This is a genomic window from Capnocytophaga sp. oral taxon 323, from assembly GCF_001278825.1.
GTDB lineage: Bacteria > Bacteroidota > Bacteroidia > Flavobacteriales > Flavobacteriaceae > Capnocytophaga > Capnocytophaga ochracea.
In genome coordinates this window covers 1,276,190-1,298,405 of the sequence record NZ_CP012589.1, presented here as the reverse complement: position 1 = coordinate 1,298,405, position 22,216 = coordinate 1,276,190, and the positions used below count along the sequence as shown (strand labels likewise).

Annotated in this window: 21 protein-coding genes and 1 pseudogene; 5 read left to right on the top strand and 17 right to left on the bottom strand. The window is 40.4% G+C overall.

The features are described 5' to 3' along the window. Positions 1-132 carry a hypothetical protein gene (locus AM608_RS12705; RefSeq protein WP_255348477.1) on the top strand — a complete coding sequence of 44 codons (132 nt, stop codon included), beginning with the start codon at positions 1-3 and terminating at the stop codon, positions 130-132. Between the two features lie 149 nt (positions 133-281). On the opposite strand, the gene rpoN is transcribed toward AM608_RS12705, so the two are convergent. The 6 genes from rpoN to AM608_RS05520 form a co-directional block, all read right to left on the bottom strand. Continuing rightward, positions 282-1,751 carry an RNA polymerase factor sigma-54 gene (gene rpoN / locus AM608_RS05545; RefSeq protein WP_053581031.1) on the bottom strand — a complete coding sequence of 490 codons (1,470 nt, stop codon included), beginning with the start codon at positions 1,749-1,751 and terminating at the stop codon, positions 282-284. 32 nt (positions 1,752-1,783) lie between these two features. After that, a complete protein-coding gene (locus AM608_RS05540) occupies positions 1,784-2,923 on the bottom strand; it encodes a glycosyltransferase family 4 protein (protein WP_172672747.1) in 1,140 nt (379 codons plus the stop codon). 137 nt (positions 2,924-3,060) lie between these two features. Then, positions 3,061-4,044: a cation diffusion facilitator family transporter gene (locus AM608_RS05535; RefSeq protein ID WP_053581030.1), complete on the bottom strand. Its 984-nt coding sequence runs from the start codon at positions 4,042-4,044 to the stop codon at positions 3,061-3,063. A 31-nt stretch (positions 4,045-4,075) separates the two neighbouring features. Next, the gene (locus tag AM608_RS05530) at positions 4,076-5,485 is read right to left on the bottom strand and encodes an alkaline phosphatase (RefSeq protein ID WP_053581029.1); all 1,410 of its coding nucleotides are present in this window, start codon (positions 5,483-5,485) and stop codon (positions 4,076-4,078) included. Positions 5,486-5,505: 20 nt separating this feature from the next. Next, a complete protein-coding gene (thiL, locus tag AM608_RS05525) occupies positions 5,506-6,558 on the bottom strand; it encodes a thiamine-phosphate kinase (RefSeq protein WP_053581028.1) in 1,053 nt (350 codons plus the stop codon). Further along, the gene (locus tag AM608_RS05520) at positions 6,555-7,019 is read right to left on the bottom strand and encodes a DinB family protein (protein WP_009419231.1); all 465 of its coding nucleotides are present in this window, start codon (positions 7,017-7,019) and stop codon (positions 6,555-6,557) included. The genes thiL and AM608_RS05520 overlap by 4 nt, the downstream gene beginning before the upstream one ends. A gap of 750 nt (positions 7,020-7,769) precedes the next feature. On the opposite strand from AM608_RS05520, the gene AM608_RS05515 reads away from it, so the two are divergent. Further along, on the top strand, positions 7,770-8,213 hold the full coding sequence (locus AM608_RS05515; RefSeq protein WP_053581027.1) for a hypothetical protein: 444 nt from the start codon (positions 7,770-7,772) through the stop codon (positions 8,211-8,213). A 291-nt stretch (positions 8,214-8,504) separates the two neighbouring features. Then, the gene (locus AM608_RS05510) at positions 8,505-9,245 is read left to right on the top strand and encodes a 1-acyl-sn-glycerol-3-phosphate acyltransferase (RefSeq protein WP_053581026.1); all 741 of its coding nucleotides are present in this window, start codon (positions 8,505-8,507) and stop codon (positions 9,243-9,245) included. On the opposite strand, the gene AM608_RS05505 is transcribed toward AM608_RS05510, so the two are convergent. The 11 genes and pseudogenes from AM608_RS05505 to AM608_RS05455 form a co-directional block, all read right to left on the bottom strand. Continuing rightward, positions 9,232-9,816, bottom strand: a complete 585-nt coding sequence (locus tag AM608_RS05505) for a riboflavin synthase (RefSeq protein ID WP_048747356.1) — start codon at positions 9,814-9,816, stop codon at positions 9,232-9,234. The two genes, AM608_RS05510 and AM608_RS05505, sit on opposite strands and share 14 nt — an antisense overlap. Positions 9,817-9,908: 92 nt before the next feature. Then, positions 9,909-10,904, bottom strand: a complete 996-nt coding sequence (locus tag AM608_RS05500) for an NAD(P)H-dependent glycerol-3-phosphate dehydrogenase (RefSeq protein WP_053581025.1) — start codon at positions 10,902-10,904, stop codon at positions 9,909-9,911. Positions 10,905-11,514: 610 nt separating this feature from the next. Then, entirely contained in the window at positions 11,515-12,510 is a 996-nt protein-coding gene (locus AM608_RS05495) for a sensor histidine kinase (RefSeq protein WP_053581024.1), read from the bottom strand. Next, complete coding sequence (locus AM608_RS05490; protein WP_053581023.1) at positions 12,507-12,737, bottom strand: hypothetical protein; 231 nt, start codon at positions 12,735-12,737, stop codon at positions 12,507-12,509. Before AM608_RS05490 ends, AM608_RS05495 begins: the two co-directional genes overlap by 4 nt. Positions 12,738-12,774: 37 nt before the next feature. Then, a pseudogene (locus AM608_RS05485) lies at positions 12,775-13,994 on the bottom strand (ABC transporter permease). 217 nt (positions 13,995-14,211) lie between these two features. After that, on the bottom strand, positions 14,212-15,195 hold the full coding sequence (locus tag AM608_RS05480) for an alpha/beta hydrolase (RefSeq protein ID WP_053581022.1): 984 nt from the start codon (positions 15,193-15,195) through the stop codon (positions 14,212-14,214). Positions 15,196-15,228: 33 nt separating this feature from the next. Next, complete coding sequence (locus AM608_RS05475; RefSeq protein WP_053581021.1) at positions 15,229-16,068, bottom strand: type II CAAX prenyl endopeptidase Rce1 family protein; 840 nt, start codon at positions 16,066-16,068, stop codon at positions 15,229-15,231. Between the two features lie 13 nt (positions 16,069-16,081). Further along, a complete protein-coding gene (locus AM608_RS05470) occupies positions 16,082-16,606 on the bottom strand; it encodes a TetR/AcrR family transcriptional regulator (protein ID WP_053581020.1) in 525 nt (174 codons plus the stop codon). A 117-nt stretch (positions 16,607-16,723) separates the two neighbouring features. Continuing rightward, positions 16,724-17,470, bottom strand: a complete 747-nt coding sequence (locus AM608_RS05465; RefSeq protein WP_053581019.1) for an ABC transporter ATP-binding protein — start codon at positions 17,468-17,470, stop codon at positions 16,724-16,726. Further along, positions 17,471-18,700, bottom strand: coding sequence for an efflux RND transporter periplasmic adaptor subunit (locus AM608_RS05460; RefSeq protein WP_053581018.1), 1,230 nt, complete (start codon positions 18,698-18,700; stop codon positions 17,471-17,473). It abuts the gene before it with no gap. A 77-nt stretch (positions 18,701-18,777) separates the two neighbouring features. Further along, a complete protein-coding gene (locus AM608_RS05455) occupies positions 18,778-20,112 on the bottom strand; it encodes a TolC family protein (protein WP_053581017.1) in 1,335 nt (444 codons plus the stop codon). Between the two features lie 987 nt (positions 20,113-21,099). Between AM608_RS05455 and AM608_RS05450 the strand changes: the two genes are divergently transcribed. Further along, a complete protein-coding gene (locus AM608_RS05450) occupies positions 21,100-21,747 on the top strand; it encodes a hypothetical protein (RefSeq protein WP_053581016.1) in 648 nt (215 codons plus the stop codon). Continuing rightward, on the top strand, positions 21,734-22,132 hold the full coding sequence (locus tag AM608_RS05445) for a transposase (RefSeq protein ID WP_053581015.1): 399 nt from the start codon (positions 21,734-21,736) through the stop codon (positions 22,130-22,132). Before AM608_RS05450 ends, AM608_RS05445 begins: the two co-directional genes overlap by 14 nt. Positions 22,133-22,216: the final 84 nt, after the last annotated feature.

Sequence of the window (22,216 nt, the reverse complement as noted above, 5' to 3'; positions counted from 1 at the left end):
TTGAAAGATTACCCTAAAAATACAGGTGAATATCAATCTGAAGAAAACGCACTCATCGATAAAGGCAAGAGCTTCTATTATTACAAAGTAGGAAATAAAGAAATTGTAGCTATGTATATTCCACATCTTTGAGCAACCAACTTCGATTATCAAACAGGTGTATAATGAATTAAAAGAAGCTTTTAATTTGTAAAACGGCTTGTTGTGTTACGACAAAGAAACTCCAGTACAGTCTGTCACTATACTGGAGTTTCTTTACATTTTGCCTGTGTGACTCACACTTACAGCTCTTTTCTGAGGCGTGCTACAGGTATATCCATTTGTTCTCGGTATTTGGCGATAGTGCGGCGCGCAATGGGGTAACCTTTCTCTTTGAGAAGCTGTGCCAATTCATCATCGGGTAGAGGTTTACTCTTGTCTTCCTTAGCGATGATATGTTGTAATATCTGCTTGATTTCACGGGTAGAAACATCTTCTCCTTGGTCGTTCTTCATAGATTCCGAAAAGAAATCTTTAATGAGTTTTGTACCGTAAGGGGTGGTTACGTATTTACTACTCGCTACCCGAGATACGGTAGAGATGTCCATACCTACCTTATCGGCAATATCTTTGAGAATAAGCGGTTTTATTTTCAGCTCATCACCTGTGAGGAAGTACTCGCGTTGGTGCTCCATAATGGCGTTCATCGTGATGAGGAGCGTTTGTTGTCGCTGACGAATGGCATCTATAAACCACTTAGCAGAATCTAACTTCTGTTTGATGAAGAACACTGCTTCTTTTTGTGAATTGCTCTTTTCTTTACTCTTCTTATAAGTATCGAGCATAGTGCTGTATTCCTTAGAAACGTGTAGCTCAGGAGCATTGCGTCCGTTGAGGGAGAGTTCCAACTCGTTATCTACCACCTTTACAGTAAAATCGGGGATAATTTGCTCTATATGCACATTGTTGCCCACGTAAGAACTTCCAGGTTTAGGGTTTAGGCGTTCTACCTCTTGTACCGCTTCTTTTAGCTGTTCTTCAGTTACCAAAAAGCGCTGTTGCAGTTTAGTATAATGCTTTTTAGTGAATGCCTCAAAGGCTTCCGTAAGCATTTTGATTGCCAATTCTATAGCAGGGGTTTGTTTTTTGCGGCGCAGTTGTATGAGCAAGCACTCTTGCAAGTCTGATGCGCCTACCCCTGCAGGGTCTAATTGGAAAATAATCTGTTGGCGTATTTGCTCTACGTGATCTTCTTCGGTATAGATATTTTGGGTGAAAGCGAGATCGTCGGTAAGGTCTTGAATAGAACGGCGTATATAGCCTGTATCGTCTATGCTACCCACAAGGAACTCAGCAATTAAGTAATCCTCATCGGAGAGGGTAAAGGTGTTCAATTGGTTGATAAGGGATTGGTGAAACGACACCTCGGCACTGAAAGGAATATCGTGATCTTCATCGTCGTCGCTGTAGTTATTAGCGTGCAGACGGTAGTCGGGTATTTCATCATCACTGAGGTATTCATCGATGTTGATATCGTCCATATCAATCACATCGTTATCGTTATATTCATCGGCAGAGTTGTCGAACTCATCGTGAAACTCATCAAAAGCATCATCTTCTTCGCGCCCTGATTCTAAAGCGGGGTTTTCTTCCATCTCTTGTTTCACGCGCTGTTCAAAAGCAAGAGTGGGGAGTTGCACGAGTTTCATCAGCTGTATTTGCTGAGGTGAGAGTTTCTGTGAGAGTTTAAGTTGTAAATTCTGTTTGAGCATTTCTTATGAGATAGGGCGCAAAGGTACAAAAATTATTTCTTTTTTATAATTTCATTCACAATATGTCTTATTTTTTGTTTTTTCTTACGAGTGTGATAGCTTCTGTTTACATAAAAGAGGAGTCCTGCCAATCCTATAAAAATAACTCCTAAAACAATTCCTAAATAAAGAGAAGATAGAAAAGTATTGAGATATAAAATCACCACACAAACGATTAAATTGATGAATGCTAATAGTACACTTGCTTGTGAGTGCGACAGTTTCATATAGTCTATCATCACGTGGTGGATATGACTGCGGTCGGCTTTAAAAGGTTGTCCGTGACGCAATAGGCGGGTGGTGAATACGCGGGTAGTATCAAAAAAGGGAATGAAAATAATTGCAAGAAGTACCCATATTTTATTTGTGGGGTGTATAATAGCACTTTCTAAGGCTTCAGTGTTTAGGGCAAAAAATTTAATAGCGAGAACTGCAATGAGAAAACCTGCAATCATAGAGCCTGTATCTCCCATAAAAACGCGTTTCCTTACCGATAGATTATAGCGTAAAAAGGCTAATAAGAAACCTATACATAGGATTGATAACAGGAAGTAGTAGTACAGTTGAGCATCGTAGAAAACATAAGCAAAGGCACCAAAAATCACAATACCTACCATTGCAGCTGAGCCGTTAATACCATCAATAAGATTGTAAGAGTTTACAATCATCATCATCATACCACAGCTCATAAAAATAGAAAGCCAATATGGAATATCAGTAATGCCTAAGAAATTATCGAGAGTAGTGATTTTAAGCCCAGTCCCTAAGAAAAGCATCAGGGTAGCTATAATTTGGCCTATAATTTTAGTACTAGGATTTACACCTACGAGGTCATCTTTTAAGCCAACGAAAAAGAGTACACCTACACCAGATAAGATGTTAATACCTACATTGTCATTATCAAAAAAACGGAGTAAAAAGAGAGTAAAAACTAAACTCACGAAGAAAGAAAAACCTCCTAGGGTAGGTGTTTTTTCTTTATGTGAACTACGTGCATTAGGTTTATCCATTAGGTTCTTGTACTTTGACACGTATATAATACTTGGCAAAGAAAAGTATGCTACTCCCAAAGAGAGTAGAAAAACGCATATGGTAGTAAACCCTAAATTTTCTGAAAAGAAAGTAGTTATCATATTATAAAGGCAATATTTTGGTGCAAAATTAATAAATATACTTTAAACGAGCAAGAAGAATACTGTTAGTTATTTACAATAGGTCGTATATCAAAATTAAACCTCAAAGAACCAATGTTTATAGTATCTAATTTGCATTATTGTTTTAGTGGTTCATATCTATGCTTCGCTACTCCAGCGATGTTTTTCACGTCCCACTGTATAGTCCGCACAAAAGGTTTTTCTCTAAAGGGACAGTCGATAGCGCATATTTCGCAAGAAAAAGGCTTGCAATAGTCTAAGTGAAAGTTGAATTCTATCGTTCTATCTACTTTTTCTACCAATAAATGAATCACCTTTTCCATCTCTTGGTGGGCTTCTTTTAGCGAATAGTAGTAAGGCAGAGTGATATGGGCATCAATGTGTAAGTGAGCCCCAAACTGCTGAATGCGCATATTGTGAATGTCTATCCATTCGGTTTTGCGGTTAGCTTGTAGTATATTTACGAGTTCGGCAAAGAGGGCTTCGTCTCGCTCGTCCATAATACCACTGAGGGCTTTGCGCACTATCTTCCAGCCTATCACAATGATATAACTACCAAAACCAATAGCGATTAAAGGGTCGAGCCATAGCCAACCGGTGAAGTGTACCAACACCAAACTCAGCACAATAGCTGAGGTGGCAAAAGTATCCGATTGCAGATGTTTGCCCGCACTCATCAGTACTAACGAGTTCTCTTTTTTTCCTTTTTGGTAAGAAATATACCCCATAGTGTAATTCACTATGGCGGTAGACCCGAAAAGGGCAATCCCCCAGCCTAATTTATCAAGATGTATTCCCTTTATGAGTGATGAAAAGGCTTCGATGAGAATAAGTACCCCAGCGATAGCGATGAGCATTCCCTCAATGCCAGCGGTAACAAACTCTACCTTGCCGTGTCCATAAGGGTGGTCGGTATCGCGAGGTTTGTTGCAGAGGTATAGCGAATAGAGCCCCATAAAGGCGGCAATGATATTCACAATGCTCTCCATCGTGTCCGAAAAGATAGCGTTAGAATTGGTAATGTACCACGCTATCAACTTCACGATGAAGAGCAATATTCCTATAAAAGTAACGAGCTTCTGAAACTGAAAACTTTTCACCCTCTAATTTCTGATTTCTATTTCCTAACTTCTAAACTCTAACCTCCGCTGCCTCCAACAAGAAATTGTGCATATCGGTATTGCGCATAAAAGGTTTAAGTCGCTCGCTACCTGGTCCATACATTGCCAATTCGGTGTAATCCGATGAGTGATCCATACTTATCCATCCTACCGAAGTATGTGCTTTTTGTATTTCGGCAAACAATCGGTAAGGCAGGTGTTTGTAGTTGTACAAGCCATCTTCTTTTCTTTCGGTTTTAGCGTAATAGCCTAAGAGTTCTTTAGCTTGTTCCTCATTGATGTTCATTCCACCGCAGTATTGAGCAACGTGCTCACGCACTTTGGCTACCGAGTCGTTAGAGTTGATTTGTTGCAATATCCAGTCGTTAGAATGGGTAAAGTTTTGCAATCTGTCAAAGTTGTCATTACATTCTTTGCCGTAGATGAGTCCAGGGTTGGCATTGCCGTGGTCAGAAGTAAGCACTACAAGAGTGTTGCCATCAGCTTTTGCAAAATCGAGGGCTACTTTTATAGCCTCGTCAAAAGCTACTTGATCGTACAGCAAAGCCCCTATATCATTGCCGTGTGCCGCCCAGTCTACTTTACCGCCTTCTACTTGTATTACAAAGCCATTAGGGTGACTTTTAAGTTGGTCGATAGCCTTAGCAGTCATCTCGGCAAGCGTAGGCAATTTAGCTTGTTCTTCACTGTTTTGAGCGCGGTCGATAGAGTAGGGGAGGGCATCTTCAGCAAAGAGTCCATAGAGAGGTTTATTAGTAGGTGCTTTCTGCATTTCACTACGAGTGCGGGCTACGGTATAACCTTTCTTTTTGAGAACGGCAAAGAGGTCTTTCTTGTCCTTGCGATGGGCAGGGTCGAAGTATTTGCTACCGCCACCTAACATCACATCGAAGCCTAATTCGGTGTAGTTGAGGGCTATCTCGTCCATAGCATTCCGACTCTTGCTCCACGTACAGAAGCCTGCCGGAGTGGCGTGGTTTACCATTACGGTAGTGATACAACCCACTTTCTTGCCTGCTTTTTTGAACTTTTGTAAGATAGGCATATTCTCTTTGCCATCTGGGCTGATATTTAGGCTACCGTTTTTCACACGTACGCCACCGCCCCAAGACGAACTCGCTGCTGAGGAGTCGGTGACTACTGAACTTGCCGATGCCATATCCATTACGGCGCGCTGTGCGAGGTTACTTTCGTACAATCCTATCCAGCTGGAAGGGCGACCGAATTTGCGTTTTAGGTACAGGTCAGCCATTACCAAAGTGCCGAAACTCATACCGTCACTCACCATAAAGATGATGTTTTTAGTGCGTTTGTTTTTATGGGCTTCCCCAAGGGTTTGCGCTTGTAAATCGAATGAAGGAAGTACTAAGCCTCCTAAAGCTGCTAAAGCCCCACGTTTAAAAAATGCTCTTCTTTTCATATCTTGTTAATTGTTAATTATCAATTGTTAATTGTTAAAGCGTTCCACCCTTTCGCTATAATCGGTATAAACTGTCCTGCACGGGTGACGAGGTTTACTCCTTCGCTTTTATCGGTAATGTAACCTATGACCGTGAAATTAGGATTGCCTTTTATCTTATCGTAATCTGCTTGGGCAATAGTAAACAGCAGTTCGTAGTCTTCACCGCCACTTAGGGCTATGGTAGTGCTATCTAAATTGAACTCCTCACAAGTGCTAATCACTTGTGGGTCAAGCGGTATTTTGTCTTCATATAACCTACAACCTACTCCCGATTGTTTACAAATGTGCAATATCTCTGACGACAATCCGTCGCTTACATCCATCATAGCAGTAGGTTTTACACCTAATTGTTTGAGCAGTGGCGGAATGTCCTTGCGGGCTTCGGGTTTGAGCTGGCGTTCCAAAATGTAAGAATACATCTCTATATCGGGTTGAGAGTTTGGGTTTACCTGAAAGACCGCCTTTTCGCGTTCCAATATCTGCAAACCCATATAGGCACCCCCTATATCGCCCGTGAGTACCACAAGGTCGTTAGGTTGCGCTCCGTTGCGATATACTAAGTCCGATGCTTCCGCTTCACCTATCGCCGTTACCGAGATGATGAGTCCGCGTGTAGACGAGGTCGTGTCGCCTCCTACTAAGTCTACCTTATAATGCTCGCAGGCTAGGCGAATGCCTGCATAGAACTCTTCTAAGGCTTCTAACGGAAAGCGATTGGATACTGCTATCGATACGGTTATCTGGGTAGCCGTAGCGTTCATCGCATAGATATCCGATACGTTCACTACTACCGACTTGTATCCTAAATGCTTCAGCGGTACATAGCTAAGGTCGAAATGTACACCTTCAATAAGCAGGTCGGTAGAGACGACAGTTTTTTTATTTTTAAAATCCATTACCGCCGCATCGTCGCCTACGCCTTTAAGAGTGGAAGGATTGTGAATTTCAAATCCCTTCGTTAGGCGGTCGATGAGTCCAAATTCACCCAAATCGGCTAATGAGGTACGGTGAGGCGTTTTATCTTCTATCATTTAGCAAAATAGTTTAAAGCAATTACCACCCCAAGGTGCATTCCCTCGTGAGTATTGTTGAAATGTATCGCATCTTCAATGCAGGTAAGCGCATAGCCATAGCTGGTAGTGTAAGGAGTAAAATTAGAGAATACCCCACGCTCGTAGTCGGCTTGCAGTTGTTTTTGGCTGCTGATGAGCAGACTGCGCAATTCTTGAATTTCCTCAGCGGTAGGAATGTGTCCATCGGGATAAGTACCTTTTTTATAAGTATCTACAAAAGTTTCAGGTACAACAAAATTGAGTCCTGATAGCTTGTAGCAGAGTATTTGTTGTTGTGCCACGCAGTGAGCGATGTTCCACCAGATGTTATTGTGAAACCCTGTGGGGATTTGCGCTAACTGTTCAGGACTTACATTCTCCAAATAAGTTAAAAGATTGTTGCGGGTTGCCACGTGTAAGGCAAATACTTGTTCTGTCATATAGTTGTTAGTTTTTTGTCGTTAGTTATTATCATTAGTGTCAATCGAGTGTAGGAGAATTAATGTATTGTTTCACTGTAAATTATATAACTCGCCTATAATGATTATCGCCAATTCCTCCTTTCGAGGGGTATCAGCAATTGCCAACTAAGTGAATTAGAGAGTAGGTTTCTTTTGATTTTCCGTCATACTCCCCCTAGTGCCTATTGCCTTTTCTCTTTCTTTCTCCTCGAAACCCTGTTTTTAACATTTTTAGCACTGTTATATCGTGTTATAAGTCAATTACTTATATACCCTTTCTATACCAATCGTCCAAGATTCGTATAAGCTTCCTATAAGCTCTCTATAAGCTAACCATACCCTCCTTACAGCCTTTTCTCACTAAACCTTCTCTCAATCTTCTTGCGAATTTCTCCGTTTCCTTCCGAGCGCTCCTAACAGTCCTAACACATCGCTTTTGCGGTACGCACTTTGCCAAAGTTTCAAACTTTGGCAAAGTTGAATAAACTGATTGTCACCTCCTAAAAAAGGTTGTTATAATTAATTATTGTTTTATTAGTCAAATTTTCCAATTCTCTCATTCACTAATTTTCTCATTCACTAATTTCCTCATTTTCCAATTCTCTCATTTCCTCATTCGTCAATAATTCATAACTATCATCCAAAGGCAAAGGTACAAAAAATACTTCGAAGAAAGAAAAGAATTTCAAAAAGATTTGTATTTTTGCCCGCAAATTTATAAAGAATATTATGTATCAACTAATTAAACAGACACATTCACTATGTGCTTATTTAGTATTGGCAGTGCTTATCATAGCAGTTATCAATGCGCTTATGGGATTTTTTGGCAAAAGAAAATACTTTGGAATAAAAGACCTCCGCTTGAGTTTGTTTGCTCTGGTATTCTCTCATATTCAATTATTATTAGGCTTATTAGTCTATGTAACTACCCCTCGTTTGCAGATGTGGAGTGAGGGGGCTAAAGTGGTGATGAAAGACAGCTTATTGCGCCAATTATTAGTGGAGCACCCTATGATGAACATCATAGCAGTAACGCTGATTACTGTGGGCTGGATAAAACTTAAAAAACAGACAGAAGTGCGCAAGATGTACGGAAAAATAGCCTTGTTTTACGGTATTGCACTGGTGTGCTTGCTCTCGATGATTCCTTGGAAGCTATGGTGGTCTGTATAAGAAAAAAAGTCCGATAATAATATCGGACTTTTCCATTAACCAACCAAAACTTTAAATTATGAAAACTATTATTTGAAGTTTTACAATGAGCTACCACCCTCATTGCGCTGACAAAGGTACGGCAAATTTTTGAATTACCAAAGAAAAAATCGATTTTAACAAAACTTTATTACTGTTTTAACGATACTTTTACATTGCAAAAAGAGAGCGTTAAGCGGTGATGTTGAGGTTTATATATGTAGAAATCAGTAATATATTTGCTTTTACTGGATAATAGTAAGATTACATTAAATGAAATTCCTGAAATACACCTTTTGGCTCTTGTGGAAGAGCTGGTTTTACTTGCTTGTACTCATTCTTATTCTCCTGTGGTTACCCTTGTTGTTTATTCTTACAGCACGGGCAGAATGGTATCGCTCATTTTATTGGGTAGCCCGGAACTTATGGGCAACGCCTATATTGTATGGTATGGGCTTTTTACCGAAAATACACAGGGAATATACCGTGCCTAACGACCGCCATAGCTATATGCTAGTCGCCAATCATTACAGTATGATGGACATAATGCTGATGTTCTACTGTAGTAAAAATCCGTTTGTATTTGTAGGGAAGAAGGAACTGAGCAAGACGCTATTGTTTGGTTATTTCTACAAACGTGTTGCCATAATGGTAGATAGAAAGAGTCCGAAGAGTAGGAAGGAGGTTTATGCCCAAGCGATGGAGAGAATAAAGGCAGGGCTGAGCATTTGTATTTTCCCCGAAGGAGGTGTCCCCGATGATGAAAGTATAGTCCTCGATAGTTTTAAAGATGGTGCTTTTCGCATTGCGATAGAATGCCAAATTCCCATAGTGCCAATGGTATTCTACGATACTAAAAAACGCTTCCCCTTCCGCTTCTTTGCCGGCAGTATGGGCACAATGCGAGTAGATATATTGCGCTCTATTCCTACCCAAGGCAAAACCCTTGACGATAAAGAGTCCTTACGCGAAGAAGTACGTTCTCTTATTTTACAACGCCTTACCGTTGCATAAGTCGGGCGACATATTTACCAATCACATCGAATTCTAAATTTACAACACTACCTATTTGTAAGTATTGCAGATTGGTATGTGCTAAAGTATAGGGGATTACTGCTACACTAAAACTATGGGAAGTCGCATCTATTACCGTTAGGCTTACACCATTCACAGTAATAGAGCCTTTTTCAATTACCACATTGCCAGTAGAGGGGTCGTACTCAAAAGTAAAACGGGTGCTACCTGCTTCTTTTTGGATAGCACTACAAGTGCCCGTTTGGTCGATGTGACCTTGCACGATATGTCCGTCTAAGCGCGTGTTGAGAAGCATACCGCGCTCTAAGTTTACCGCATCACCTACTTGCAAACTGCCCAAGTGGGTTTTGGCAAGAGTTTCGGCAATAGCGGTTACTTGGTATACATCGCCATCGATAGCCACTACCGTAAGGCATACCCCATTATGGGCAACACTTTGGTCTATTTTTAGTTCATTTGTAAACGAACTTTTTACGTATAAATGCAGATTCGCCTCTTCGCGTTCTATCTGCACGATTTTACCTATTTCTTCTATAATTCCTGTGAACATAAAGTTAATTAGCAAATTTTCTCATTCTCTAATTTTCTCATTTTCTCATTTTCTCATTTCCTCATTCTCTAATTTTCTCATTTTCTAATCCTCTAATCCAGTTCTCCTGTCAGTTCTGCAAACGCTACATTGGCTCTTTTACCTTCGTATAACACTTTGTAGACGGCATCGAGTATGGGAGTGCGACTGGGTTTTTCTTGATTTTTGTTAATGAGGTAAGCGCTTTTGGTGGCGTAATAGCCTTCGGCTACCATATTCATTTCAGCCATTGTACTCTTTACAGTATAGCCTTTACCTATCATTGTGCCGAACATACGGTTGCGACTAAAAAGCGAGTAGGCGGTTACGAGTAAATCACCTAAATAAGCGGAGTTGTTAATATTGCGTTTGATTTTGTAAATATGCTTGATGTAGCGTCGCATCTCGCGAATGGCGTTGCTCATCAACACACTTTGGAAGTTATCGCCATAGCCCAATCCGTGTGCAATACCCGCAGCAAGGGCATAGATGTTCTTCAGCATAGCAGCGTATTCAATACCTACCACATCGTCGGATATTTTGGTCTTCACATAATGGCGTTTCATAGCTTCAGCCATAAAACGCGCTTTTTCCTCGTCGAGACAGGCAATAGTGAGGTACGACAGACGTTCGAGAGCTACCTCTTCGGCGTGGCAAGGACCTGCTATAACGCCTATCTGTGCATAAGGCACGTGATGTATTTTGTTGAAATATTCACCTACTATAAGTCCGCTCTTAGGTTCGATACCTTTGATAGCAGAAAATATATTTTTATTAGATAGCGGTTCGGTGAGTTTTTCTAATTCGTCACTCAAGAAAGCTGAAGGGATAGAAAAGACGACATAATCGCTAAAAGCTACCGCCTTGTTGATGTCGTTAGTGAGGTGTAGCTTGCTGATGTTTAAATGTACATCGCTAAGGTAGTTAGGGTTGTGTTTGGTCGCTTTGATGTGCTCAATAGCCTGTTCATTGCGCATATACCAACACACTTGGTCGATATTGGCGGTAAAAATCTTAATCAGAGCCGTCGCCCAACTTCCTCCTCCGATAACTGATATTTTGGTTTCCACAATTGTTAGCTATTATTATTTTGGGGCAAAGATACGAAAATAATGCTGTATTACCAAAAAGTGCCTACTAAAACCACAGACCAAACACACCAAAAGAGGAAATATAGCTTATGCTATATAAATTATGTGAAAATCAATTAAATCTGTTCCAATTTCTGTACCGCCAGGTGTATTTCTTTTTTTTAAGAAAATTTCGAGCCTTTGATTTAAGTTGTTACTTATTTTAAGTACAACAAATCTAACCAGTAGAACCAGTGATATGAGCAGATAATAGCACTATAAGTCCAATCAGTATTCAGTTAGTATTCCATTAATCTTCGGTTAGTCTTCATTGTAGAGCCACTGTAGAGCCACTGTAGAGCCACTGTAGACCCACTATAAAACCACTGTAGTTCCGCTTAAGGTTTGTTAAAAGTCCGTCATACGCCCCGCAGAGCAACTGCGCAAAATTATGAAGTATAGGTCAGTTCGAGACTTTCAGGTAGCTTGCTACTTATTTGTTTGATTTGTAAGATTTCTGTAGCGTAAGCTACACTCTCCTTACATCGAAAGTACTTCTTTTTTAAAAAATTTCTTGCCTTTGGTCTAAAAACCTCACATTTGTCAATTGTCAATTCTCAATTGTCAATTGAGCAATGTATTCTCCGTTTTTTTCTTCGATGTTGTATTGATGTTTTTTAGGATAAAGAAGTGTTAGGCGTTTCTTTAAGTTTTCAATGCCAATACCTGAGTTATACAAACTTTCTTGTTTAGGAATTATAGTGTTCTCACTTCTAAATATTACCTTATTCTCTACCACTCTCAAGCTAAACGACAATTCTGTTACCTCAGTCGCCGATACGCCGTGCTTAAAAGCGTTTTCCACCAAGCTGATAAACAGCAAAGGCGCTATGGTGAGTGGGGGTACTTGCTTCGGGAAATCTACCCGTACAGTAGTTTTATCAGTCAGGCGCAACTGCATTAAGCTGATGTACTGTTGCAAGAAATCTACTTCCTCTGCAAGGCTAATTTGCTTTTGGTCACTGTTTTGCATAAAGTGACGCATCAGCTTGCTAAGGCTATGCACGCTCTGTTGTGCCTTTTGAGAGTCAAACTCTATAAGCGAATAGATATTGTTGAGCGCATTGAAAAAGAAATGCGGTTGAAGTTGGTATTTCAGTTGGGTAAGGTCGGCTTGTAGTTTGTGCGCTTGGGCTTCTTTCTGAGCGATTTCCAAAGAAAAGTTGCGTTGTGCATAGCGTATTGCCATTGCAAAGACTACCGGCAATAGGTTTGAAAGGAAATCAAAATAGACAAAAGCGTGGAAAGGAGGCATCCTACGTCCATCTTTGCGGGGATTAAAGTACGAAAAAAGCTCATATTTGCTGTACGAAATACATAAAATGAGTGCCACTGCTACCAATATAAAAAGTATATATCGTTTTTTAAACCACAGTTTATCAATAAGCCAATAGAAACTGATGTAGAACAAAAACATCAAGAAAGGCAATGATATGAGCGAACGGTAAAGTGCCTCCTCAAATCGGTGATTGCCTTCGGAGATAAAAATAAGGGCAGGCAAAATACAAACCACTGCCCAAGCAGCTATGTGTGTTAAAAATTTCATTCTTTATACTTTGATATTATTTTTAAATAACTTTCTGCAAAACTCTTGAAGATTTCAGAAGAATAGTCTCCTCCTTTGGCATAAGAGATACCCATAACTTCTAAAGCTATAGTTTGGCACTGCTCATCATTAATAGTAATGGCTTTGCTATCTAATATTTCTCTAACAATAACCATACATTTTTGCAGGTCTTCTGTTGTAGCATAAGGAGGTAAAGTTATATTCATCTGTTTTTATTATTTCTAATTGCCTGTGCGGCTCGCATTATTCGTATCTAAGGGCGCTAATAGGTTCTAACTCGGCTGCTTTTCGGGCAGGATACCAACCGAAGAATACCCCTGTAATGGTACATACTAAAAATGATATTACAATAGAATACAAGGTGATACTCACTGGCCAACCTATAAACAGCGATACGCCTACGGTGGCTAATAAACCAATCACTACCCCTAATACCCCCCAGTGATGCTAATAAGCACCGACTCGATGAGGAATTGCGCCAAGATATCCTTGCCCTTAGCCCCAATAGCCATACGCAAGCCTATTTCCTTAGTGCGCTCTTTTACTGATACGTACATAATGTTCATAATGCCTATACCGCCCACGATGAGCGAAATGCTGGCAATAGCTACCAATAAAATAGTGAGCATCTCGCTGGTAGAGCTAAACGTACTGATAAGTTCTTGTTGCGAAAACACATTGAAATCATTCTCTTGTGTAGCCGAAAGGTTATGCGTGCGCTCCAAAATTTTCTTTACTTGGTTTACTGCATTCTCCGACTGACTTTCATCTATAACCGAAGCCACAATACTTTGCAAGAACGTTTGCGCCAAAATACGCTTTTGTACCGTAGTATAAGGGGCAATAATCACATCGTCTTGGTCTTGACCAAAGTTGCTTTCACCTTTTTTGGTAAGGATACCAATCACTTTAAAAGGGATATTCTTAAAGCGTATGGTTTGCCCAATAGGGTTTTCGCCATTAGTGAAGAGGTTCTTAGCCACCGTTTGCCCTATCACGGCTACTTTGGCAAAGTTAGTAATTTCATCTTCGCCAAACATACTCCCCTCAGCCACACTCCACTCCCGTATGGGCAAATATTCGGTATTCACTCCGTAGATAGAGGTAGGCCAGTTATTACCACCAGCTATACTTTGTCCGTTGCCACTGACTACCGGCGATACATATTTCAGTAGGGTACCTTCTTTTTTGAGGGCTTCGTAATCTGTCATTTTCAGCGATTGCATATCGCTCATACTCATACGCACACCACCCATCATACCCGCACCTGGACGGATATTGAGCATATTAGTACCCATTTTAGAGATATTCTCCTTGATGCTCTTTTTAGAGCCTTCTCCAATGGCAAGCATTGTAATGACTGAGCCCACCCCGATGATGATGCCCAACATTGTAAGCATCGCCCTTGTTTTGTTGAGCAAGAGGGCACGCCACGCTATTTTAAAAAGGTTTTGTATATTCATAATATTAATTAGTGAATTAGAAAATTAGCAGATTAGCAAATTCTGTGAGACTAGAAAGGTTCTCCTATGATACGCGTTTTGTACTCGCCTTTTACTATTTGCCAGCAGACCTCATAATGTATCAAAAACAAAGCGGGATAAAGTTATTTTAAGTTCTTCTTACTTTTACCTCTCTCTTTCAGTAAAATTAGCTTGCGACTTGTTTTTATACTTTATTTTATTGAAGATTCTCACTAAAAAACGCTTCTAACTTATCAAACGGAATTACTCCAGCTTGATTGTCGTAAAAATCGGTGTGACGTGCATTAGGAACAATCAACAGTTCTTTTTTCTCGCTTCCAATTAACTTATAGGCATCTTCACTCATATAGCGCGAATGAGCATTTTCTCCTGCAATCATAAGGGTTGGCACTTCTATTTCGTTCGCATAGGCTAACAGAGGGAAATTCATAAATGAAAGCAGTGTAGTAGCTGTCCAAACGTGATTAGAAACTGAACGCTCGTGGAACCCTCGTGGCGTTTTGTAAAACTCAATATAATCATTCAAGAATTCAGGAACTTTATCGGAAGGGGTATCGGGCATAGGGTAACCTGGAGTAGGGGTTCCTGTCTCGGCATCTTTCCAACGGATAGCATTGAGTGAACGCTTCATTTCCAAACGCATTTCGGGCGTATTGGCATCAAAATAGCCTTTGCTAAAAACACGCGACATATCGTACATTACCATCGTTGCCACTGCCTTAATACGTGTATCAATAGCCGTAGCATTCAGTGCAAAGCCTCCCCAACCACAAATACCGATGATTCCTATTTTTTCTCTATCTACAAAAGGTTGAGTTCCTAAGCAATCTACCGCAGCCGAAAAGTCTTCGGTATTGATATCAGGTGATGCTACATTGCGAGGTTCTCCACCACTTTCTCCCGTATAAGAAGGGTCGAAAGCTAAGGTTACAAAGCCTCTTTCAGCCATCGTTTGGGCGTAAAATCCTGAGGCTTGTTCTTTTACAGCTCCAAACCCACCGCAAACAGCAAGGGCAGCAAGTTTTTTATCTTCGCTGTTCTTTGGGAAATACAAGTGGCCAATAAGGGTGATACCATAGCGGTTTTTGAATGACACTTTTTTGTGTTCAACTTTATCGCTTTTAGGGAAAATCTTATCCCAAGAAGCAACATTTACAGGGTTTTCAGTGTTTGAACTCATATTATTGAAATTTTAGTTTATACGATTTATTCATTATGAATGAAGACACTCTTTACTTTTGCGTATTCTTCTTAAATACAAGCCTATAGCCAAATATATCAATGTTGGAATAAGACCAAAAAGAGGGGATACTAAAAGTGTTTTATCGGGTGAAATAACAGTAAATCCTTCTGAAATGAGAGGGTTAAGAGCGTCTTTCATTGAGTGCATCAAAACTACCAATAAAAGTGAACGCGAGAGAAAGAAAATTTCGGTGTACATTATTGTCCAAACAGCAATAACCACAAAACTCACGAAAACAAATAACACTTTGCTATAAGAGAAAAAGGTTGCCTGATAAGCATCGTCTAAGAATATGAGATTGTATGGCAGGTGCCATATTTGGCAGACGAATGCCACCACTACATAAATCACCCATTCGTTTTTGGTGAGTTGTTCCATTTTCACTGTAAGATACCCCCGAAAAGCCGTCTCTTCTAAGATATTTTTGATAAAAATGGGTAAGAAAGCAGTAGCAAAAACAGGGAGATAGGCAGCAATACTAAACTTGCTCACATCTACCCAACCTAATAGCTTGCCAACAAACAGTGTTATACCAACAACCACGGGATAGACTACAATAGCAAAGATATACCAGCGAGTGTTTTGCTTGAAACGAGGTTTTAAAGAGAAATCTTTCCAACCATCGCCACCGAAAAGGCGGAGCAAAATCATACACACAATAGGTGTAGCAATAAAAATCAACGACCCTAGTGACTCTAAATTAGAAGGCTCACCAAGTATCTGGTTTACCCCAACGCCTATCCATCCGCAAGAGATGGCTACCAAGCTAAATAGGATTACATTGCGTAGTGTTTTTTTATTGGTTCTCATATTCAAGGTAGGTTTATTTTAATATTTCTAAAATTTTATCTTCGTCGTAAACAAGCATACCAACTGCAACCAATGAGGCGATACCGTGTGCCAACATCCAACCTTTAGCAATGTCATTCTTCAGCTCTTCATCAGGTAGGTTTTGGCATTCCTCGCTATTTTTCATTATTTCTACAACTCGCTCACTTTCGGGAAAAATGTCAGTAAGTTTTACATTGGTAACATTATCCATATAAAAAGCCTTGAATAAGGCGGGTTCGGTGTGTGCCATCCGCACATACCCCAGTCCTAAATCTAAAAGAGTATTACCTGTTTTTGAGTAACTGAGCACTACACTTTGCAGGAAGGGCAGTGCTTTTTTGCAGATTTCAGCTTTAAGGTCATCCATATTTTTATAGCACCAATAGATGGGCTGAGTGGAACAACCTATTTGCTTGGCAATATTTCGGGCTGAAAGCACTGCAAAGCCTTCTTTTCGCACCATTTCAAAAGCGGTTCCTATAATTACTTCTTGCGTTATTATTGTTGATTTCGGCATAAAACTTTGTTATAACATATGTAATATAACATCTGTTATTTTTACAAAAGTAGTACATTTTTTTTAACCTGCAAATTTTTAATTAAAAAAGATTCAATCTGCGTCATTCGTATTTTGTCATTCATCACTTGTCATTCGTAATTGTGCCAGTTCTTCCTTTGCATTCAGTCTATCGGTTACTTCCTTATCACTGATGATATGTCCGTCTTTGAGTACAACCGTGCGCTTGCTGAAAAGGGCGATGTCGTTCTCGTGGGTTACAAAGCCTATGGTACTACCTTGGTCGTTAAGGCGTTGGAAAAGCTCCATTACCTCATAAGAGGTTTTAGTGTCAAGGTTACCGGTAGCCTCATCGGCAAGAAGTATCACCGGGTGGTTCACTAAGGAACGCGCAATGGCTACCCGCTGCTGCTGTCCCCCCGACAGCTCGCTGGGCAAGTGGTTCAATCGGCTTTCCAAACCTACGCTGATGAGAGCTTCAATAGCGCGCTCGCGACGTTCTTTAGCCGAGATTTTAGAGTTGTACATCAAAGGGAGCTCTACATTCTCGATAGCTGAGGTACGCGCCAAAAGGTTGTACGACTGAAAGATAAATCCTATCTTGGTGTTGCGTACCGTTGCGAGTTCGTTCTTGCTCATATCTTTCACCGAGATGCCGTCCAAAATGTAATCGCCTGACGACGGACGGTCTAAACAACCTAATATGTTCAATAAGGTTGATTTACCCGACCCACTGGGTCCCATAATGGTTACGAACTCCCCCTCGTGAATAGTGAGGTTAATGCCTTTCAGGGCGTGAACGATTTCGTTGTCCATCTTAAACTCGCGTTTCATATCGCGTATGTCGATGATTGCTTTTTTCATTTATTTAGCTTTTGAGTTATCACGACGAGGGCGTTTAGGCATAAACGGACTACCGCTGTCGTCGTTATTTTTGTCACCTTCTGCTACTTGAGGGCGATTGCTTTGCAGGTTGGTAGCTACTTTCTCTCCAACACTGAGTCCGCTTACTACTTGCACGTTGATACCATCATTACTGCCTATGGTTATCGCTTTTTGGGCAAGACTACCGTCGGTGTTTACCACCCACACGTGTTTGTTTTTACCGCGGGAACGTTCTGCTTTTGGAGTGGGGGCGTTAATGCCTTTCTGAGCGTAGTACTGCATCAGTAGGTCGATGTCTGGGGTGAAATTCATCGCTTTTGCAGGCACTATGGTTACGCCTTTCAGCTCATTAGTATAGATAGCGATGGTCGCAGTAAGCCCAGGTTTGAGCTTCTCGTCGGGGTTTTCAGCCTCTACTATCACCGTATAGGTCACCACGTTCGAAGTCGTAGTAGGTGATAGACGCACTTGGGTTACCTTCCCCGAAAACTCCTCTTGGGGGTAAGCATCTACGGTAAAGCTCACACGTTGCCCTACTTTCACTTGTCCTATATCGGCTTCGTCTACATCGGCTTCCACCTGCATACGCTTGATGTCTTTGGCTATCTTAAAAAGTGTAGGCGCACTCATCGAGGCGGCTACCGTTTGCCCTTCTTCTACCTCTTTGCTGAGGATAATCCCATCGATAGGCGAATAGATATTGGCATACCCCAAATTGGTTTTTGCTTGATTGAGGGTCGTAAGGCGTTGTGCTACATTTGTTTTCGCGTTGTTGAACTGATACAATGCCTGCTCGTAGTCCGATTTGCTAATCACTTGGGCATTGTACATTTTCTGTTGTCGTTCGTAATTCTGACGGTAGTAATTCAGTTCGTTGAGTGCCGATTGGTAATTGGCAGTAGCATTTACAACCATTTCTTGTAGGTTCGTCTTGTCGAGTTCCGCCAGTAGCTGTCCTTTCTTCACTTGGCTGTTGTAATCTACGTAAATCTTGCTTACCAATCCCGATACTTGGGTACCTACTTCCACCTCGTCCACTGGCTGTACGCTACCAGTAGCAGTTACTTCGGTAGTAACGTCACCTTCGGTTACCTTATCGGTTTGCAAGACGATAAAAGTAGGTTTTTCCTTCATAAAGAAGTGATACACCCCAAAAGCCACTACGGCTAATAGTACGATAATGATGATTTTCTTAATGTGCTTTTTCATTGTATTTAGTTGTTAGTTTTTAGTCATTATTTGTTAGACAATATTTTATAGATTAGTTTTTAGAAAGATGAGCATCGCTACATTCCCCCTCCTTGGGAGGGGGTTAGGAGGAGGACTCCCATATAAAACTTCAGCAACTGTACATACAGCGCCTGCATATACTTATTTTGCAAATAGGTTTGTTCCACGTTGAGGTAAGCGTTTTCGCTTACGAGAAGCTCGGTATTGGTAAGTCCACCGAATTCGTGCTTTTTTACTGCCAAATCGTATGCCAATTTAGCATTGTCACGAGCCGTGCGCGAAGCTGCTTGTTGTGCTTGGTAAGTGGTAGCATTCTGCCAAGCGGTTTCTATTTTGGTATAGAGGTCTTTTTCCGCTTGTTGTTCGTCGAGCACCGCTTGCTGTTGGGTAACCTTAGCCAGTTTCACATTGTTCTTATTTCTGAACTGCGAAAAGATAGGAATATTGAGCGATGCTCCTATGGTTTGACCGAAATTGCTGTCCAACTGCGTGCGATAGCTCAAATCGTTGAAGTTTGAATATCCTGTATTTACCCCTGCTTGTAGCGATAGAGTAGGGGCATAGCCCGCTTTGGCTATCTTGATATCCTTTTCGGCTATCTTTTGTTGTGATTGATAGATTTTTAGATTGGGAAGCTTTTGTTTGGCTTCCGCAAATACCACATCTTTATTAGGGATAATCGCTGTTTCATCATCTGCGGGAAGGTCGAGCGCAATAGCGAAATCACTATTAGGAGGAAGCTCCAACAGTTGTTTGAGGGTCAGTACCCTACTTTCGTATTCATTTTCTGCTTTGATAATAGCATACTCGTTGTTGGCGTGACGCGTTTCTATCTCAGCTAAACTCAGTTTAGCAATAGACCCATTGGCAAACTTTCCCTGTGCTTGCTTGAGTTCCTCACCCGAAGAGCGTGCCGTATTCTTAGCTACCTCTATGCCCTCATAGCTGTAAAGGGCTTGCAGATAGGCTTCAAGCACACTCAAAGTGATGTTATTTTTCGCCTCTTGCACGTACAGTTCATTCTGTTCGAGCAATAACTTACTGCGGTCTACTTGTAGGTTCAGTTTATTGCCCTGATAGAGTGGCATAGATGCCGATACCCCAAAGTTGTTGGAGAACGTACGGCGCGACACCCGCTCGTTAGAAATCTGATTGATTGCCGAACCGTAATTCTGGTTTGCCGAAGCCGAGCCACTTACCGTAGGCAAGCGGTTGCTCTTCGCCTGACTGTAATTGATTTCAGCCGTCTGCTGGTTCAGTTCCGTCTTCTTTACAGAAATATTGTTCTGTACCGCATAGTTGATACAGTCAGCCAGCGACCATTGTTTCGCTTGAGCCCCTGCTAACAAAGGACAGAGACACAAAAGAGATATGTACAAAGTTCTTTTCATCGTTTTTAGTTTTTAAGCAACTTTTTGTCATTTAGTTGCGACAAAGGTAGTGCAATACAGCCGGAGTCCGCAAAAATAATCGACGAAAAGCCTTATTTTATCGACGAAAAGCAATATTTAGCAGTTAATTTTTAGTTATAAGGGGTTAATTTTAGTCGTCAGAAACGTCCAATTGCTCTGCCTTATCCACCTTGTCCGCTCACTTCATCTTGTCTATCCTATCTATCCCGTCCTTCTTCTCCGCCCCATCAGCCTCGTCCAACAACTGCCCGTACATCTCCTTCCTCTAATAACTCTCGCAAGTTATCTTCCTTTTATCTCTATGTATTGTTCATTCAAAAATCTGTTATTCGTCATTTATCACTCGTCATTTGTCCCCCTGTCATTCCTCATTTCTTCGCCTTTCCGTCACCCCATTCCCCCTTTGAAGATAGCCAGCGACAGCTGGGTATGTGCCCCGCCAGAGCGGAGCTTCTGAATATAAAGAAGTTTTCATCATTTTTCAGTCGCTACACTCCCCCTTTGAAGGGGGCTAGGGGGATGTTTCATTATTTTTTCCGTCACCACATTCCCTTTTTTCCGTCATACTCCCCCCCTAGTGCCTATGGCCTAAGGCCTATCACCTCTTCCTCTTTCTTTCGCCTCGAAACCCCATTTTTACCATTTTTATACTCGCTGTATCATATTATGAATCAACTACTTATATACTCTTCCTATACCAATCGTCCAAGATTCGTATAAGCTTCCTATAAGCTCTCTATAAGCTACCCCCACCCTTCTCATAGCCTTTTTTCATCAAAATTCTTCTCAGCCCTCTTCCGTTCTTCTCCGTTTCCTTCCGATAGCTCCGATGTGTCACTTTTAGTGGCACACACTTTGCCAAAGATTTGAAACCAAAACTGTAAGGAAGATTTATAAAGTACTGATTTTTAACTATGTTTTTTTGTAGGAATACTGTGTAAGTATTATCTTTGCAAAAAAAAAGTTATGACCACTATAATAAAGAATAGAAAAAGAATTTCAAATATCTTTTCTAAGATAGAAGATAAAGAGTTAGAATTTCTTGTAAAAGAAACAGGAGTCGATAAATATAGCAAAAAACTTAAAGGAATAGAAATATTTAAGTTACTAATTTTCGGTACTTTGACAGATGATAGAGCTAGTCTAAGAACCTTTGAAAACTTTTATATCACGAATTTCTTTAAAATGATTGCTAAGATATCACTTACTAAAGTCATATCACACAGTAGCATTGCAGAAAGGATTGCTAAAATAAATGTAGTTTTCTTTGAAAGACTTTTTGCTTATTGCGTAAAGAAGTATGCACCTTTTTTAGAAGAAGGAATTACTTCTAAAATAAGTAGTTATGATTCTACAATAGTGAGTATCTCATCCAAACTACTCCATTTAGGAATGCAAAATGGACAGAAGAATAAAAAAGATGAGCAAGGAAAGCTAAGCTTAAAATTCACCATAGGATTTTCAAACTTACCATTCAAGTGTAAAATTCATCACCAGCAAGAAATGATAAGTGAAGATTTAGCACTTGGTGATATTCTCAAGGAACATACTGCTAATAAGGAAGATATAGCAGTGTTCGACAGAGGAATGAAAGACAGATTTGATAGAGGGTAGACTGCTAAAGAAGGATGAGAAGAGAGGAGAAATTAAAGAAGAGAAGATACTGTTTTTAAGTAACTTAACCGATGATTTTAGTGATGAGCAAATAGCCGGAATTTATAGAAATCGTTGGAAGATAGAGCAGTATTTTCGTTTTATAAAGCAAAAGCTTAACTTTAAACATTTCTTTTCAAGAAATCTCAATGGCATACAAGTAATGATGTATGTGATATTAATAGCATCAATATTACTATTGACATACATAAAAGAAGAAGGATTGAAAGGCTATAAAATCCCTAAAAGGCGATTTTGTTATGGTTTACAAGATGAAATAATTAAAGAAATTGTAATCCATTGCGGAGGAGATCCTTCAAAAATGTATTCTTATTCAGATAGTTAAAAATGTTCCTTACAACCTTAGTTTGAAACTTTGGCAAAGTTGATTGTTTGATATTATTGGCATTATTGGTATTTACCTCATTCC